Below are 3,534 nucleotides of genomic sequence, written 5' to 3'. Positions count from 1 at the left end.
ATCAAACCAAACCACTTCAACCCCATCCATTCTAGGAACACATTCTTCTATGCAATTTAATTCCCAATAATCATCAGAATCTAAAAAGATAATATAATCAATATCAGGAGCTTTAAAATTTAAAAGTTCATCTTTATTTTTAAAGAAATTTGAACTTTTATATATTTTATAAATATTATAAGGATTATCTTCATTGTCTAGTTTAAATTCTACTAAGGAGTTTTCTTTTAATTCTTGGGTAATATTTTTAAAATCATATTCTTTACTAAAGAATTCTATGCCTACATTACGAGCTGAAGATAAACCCCCATTTTCCTTATCAAAAAGTATAAATCTTTCATCTTTTAAAGTATATTCTTTGGCTATATTGAGTGAGTTTTCATCTGTGCTACCATCATTTACAAGTACAACTTGTAAATTTTTATAAGTTTGATTAACAACACTATCTAAACATTCTCTTAAATATTTTTCTACATTATAGATTGGGATAACTACACCTACGGTTTTCATTGTTTTTTCCTTAGTTTCTTAAAATATTAAAATTTAGCAATTTAGCCCATTTCAAATCTTTTCCACATTCAATAACATTAGGATGTCCAACAAATGAAAGCAAAGGTATATCACTAACACAATCACTATATGCATAAGAATTCTTTAAATCAAATTCTTTTATATTAAACATATTTGAAAGTTTATATAATTTTCTTTCTTGCATCGTATGAATACCGTGTATATTACCTGTAAATTTATCATCAGAATTTTCCAAATCGATAGCTACTATATGCTCTATACCATAAATTTTAGCAAATTCTCTTATATAAATTTCAAATCCACCAGAAACTATAGCTACCACATGTCCTTGATCTTGGTGCCAAAATAATTTATTGATAACATTTTTATTTATATTATTTATTATATGATTATATAAAAATTCCTTTGCTGTATTTCTAACAATATCTACAGGGCAATCAATTAAAGCCTCATATCTAGGATATATTAAACCCAATTTATCAAATTTTTCTCTTCTTTCAGCATTTGCTTTATGAGTATAATAAGGATTTTTTTGTGCTACCAAAGGTAAAAATTTCTCTAAAGTTTGAAAATTTGTTATTGTTTCGCAAAAATCAAAAAGTGCAAATATCTTACCGCTCATAAAATTCCTTTAACTTATCAAGTAAATATCTCATTTGTTCTACAGTTCCTATTGTTATTCTACAGTATCCTGGAATAATATGATTATAATTTCTTATAAAAATTTTATTTTGCTTAAGATAATTAATAACTTCTTGCATATTTTTCATACTTAATAAAACAAAATTTGTTTCTGTTTGCTCACATGCTCTAATATCAAAAGCCTTAATATCTTTTAAAAATAATTTTCTAGAAGTAGTAACCTGTTCGACAAATTTATCAACATATTCCACATCTTTTAAAGCTGCTAAAGCAGCTATTTGAGATAACATAGAAATATTTTTAGAATTTCTAAGTTTATTTATTGATTTGATATTGTCAACATGTGAAATTACATACCCTATTCTAAAGCTAGCCAAAGCAAAAGCTTTGGAAAAAGTTCTAGTTATAATTAAATTCTTGCAATTTTTTACAAGATTTTGAACAGATTTTTTGCAAAATTCATAATAAGCCTCATCTACTAAAAACATTACCTTTGGATTATTAATAATAAGCTGTTCAAGTTTATTGTTATCATAACATAATCCTGTTGGATTGTTTGGATTGCAAATATATAAAAAATCAACTTTTTTTTGTTTTAAAAAGTTATTTAATTCATCAAAATCTAATTCAAAATTTTTATCTAACATAAAATTAATAGTTTTTATACCTACCCCATTAGCCCTAGCCCTAAAATTATCATATGTTGGAGATATAATACAGACGATAGAATTTTTTTCCAAAAATACATCTATAATATTTTCATGAGCTGCATCGGAACTTCCAAAGATTTCTATGTAATCTTCACTATCTTGTTTTGTATATAAAGATAAAGCTCTTAGAAGTTCTATATTTTTAGTATTAGGATACCAATTTAATTTACCGCTATTTAAAAATTGATAAATATGTTCGAAAACTTTTGGAGAAGGATTTATAGTTGCTTCATTCCAATCTAATTTTAAAACATTATCATAATTTTTAAAATTCCATATATCATGAGGGATAGACATGTAGGGCTTAAGATTTTGTATATTTTTATTTGGCAACATCTGACAACTTCCTTATATTCCATAATTTTCCAAGTTTTTTATCCCAACAATTAGGATTTAATTTCTCTCCAGCGGCACCATGTGTAAAAGTCAATTCACCAATATAAATTCTATTATCAATACAATACAGATCCACTCTAACATAATCAAACATTTTTGATAGCTTGAGAGAAATTTCAAACATTTTCTCAAATTCTGAAGGTCTATTTGGCAACTTATCTTTAGAAACTTCATAGGTAAAATTAAAAGGTGCTATATTCCAATTACTATCCATTATGAAACGTTGATAGTTATTAAATCTATCTGTTGTTACTTGAATATAATTATTATTAAGATTTTTATGATCAAAAATATGAAACTTATAAGTATCTGCCAATTTACCATTTTTATCTATCAATAATTCTTCTGCAAAAATTTTTGGTTTAATATCCTTATAATGCCATTCTCTAGATAAATAATAATAATTACTATGCAAATGATTATGCAATTTTTGCATGCTGCTAGAAAATAAATCTATATCTCTTAAAAATTTTATTTTATCTTCTACGATAACATAACCTCCGCAATCATGGTTAGTTTTTAACACAAATGATTCTGGAAGAATGTCAAAATCAATATCATAAATATCATCATATATGGCGTATAGTTTTGGTAAATATTCACAAATATTTGTATTTAAAATTTGATCTTGTATCTTATCTATATCTTGAAAAAGAACTGAATCATTATCAAAAATATTACTCTCATCAAATTGAGATAATATTTGTTGAACAAAAATTCTCATCTTTAATTTATCTGCTAAAAAAGTATATAAAGGACTTCTATCATAAAGCATTCTAAAAACTAATTTTTCATTAAAGGTCTGTGGATGTTTAAAATCTGGTATATAATTAAAAATTGCCTTGTGTCTTTCTTTAAAAAAAACTTCATCCTCTTCTAAGTTACATTCCTTACTCGTAAGAGTAACTTTAGTCCTTTTTTTCACTCCCTTAGCTAAAAAAGGAAATCTAAACAAACCACCTTTATGCCAAGTTTTAAAAGATTCTAATAAAATTTTTCCTAGTTTATAAGATAAGTGTTCTTTATACTTTAAAGCTTCTTGGTAATCTGGATAATTTTCTAAAGGGGGTAGTTTTAAAGTTGGATCTTTTTTTATTTTTTGATAATATATTTTTTGATCTTGTTTGTAATTTAAAAATACTGATAACAAATATATTGGCATGAATAGAATACCAATAATACTTTTAGAATTAATAATCATAGTTTGACCTAATTTATAACAAAGCTGATTTTGAATTCTTTGTTTAGCTGTGCC

4 protein-coding genes are annotated in these 3,534 nt (G+C 25.1%); all 4 read right to left on the bottom strand.

What is annotated here, in order from left to right:
• Nucleotides 1–510 (bottom strand): glycosyltransferase family 2 protein (locus AJ886_RS02525; protein ID WP_148116620.1); only part of this gene is annotated, 510 nt, incomplete at its 3' end.
• Nucleotides 511–520: 10 nt separating this feature from the next.
• The gene (locus AJ886_RS02520) at nucleotides 521–1,153 is read right to left on the bottom strand and encodes an HAD-IB family hydrolase (protein WP_002856497.1); all 633 of its coding nucleotides are present in this window, start codon (nucleotides 1,151–1,153) and stop codon (nucleotides 521–523) included.
• Nucleotides 1,143–2,219 carry a pyridoxal phosphate-dependent aminotransferase gene (locus AJ886_RS02515; protein ID WP_070287072.1) on the bottom strand — a complete coding sequence of 359 codons (1,077 nt, stop codon included), beginning with the start codon at nucleotides 2,217–2,219 and terminating at the stop codon, nucleotides 1,143–1,145. The genes AJ886_RS02520 and AJ886_RS02515 overlap by 11 nt, the downstream gene beginning before the upstream one ends.
• Nucleotides 2,206–3,480, bottom strand: coding sequence for an ATP-grasp fold amidoligase family protein (locus AJ886_RS10720; protein ID WP_261662384.1), 1,275 nt, complete (start codon nucleotides 3,478–3,480; stop codon nucleotides 2,206–2,208). The genes AJ886_RS02515 and AJ886_RS10720 overlap by 14 nt, the downstream gene beginning before the upstream one ends.
• Nucleotides 3,481–3,534: the final 54 nt, after the last annotated feature.

This window comes from Campylobacter sp. BCW_6465 (assembly GCF_001762815.1).
Taxonomy (GTDB): Bacteria; Campylobacterota; Campylobacteria; order Campylobacterales; family Campylobacteraceae; genus Campylobacter_D; species Campylobacter_D jejuni.
This window is presented reverse-complemented; position numbering and strand designations above follow the sequence as displayed.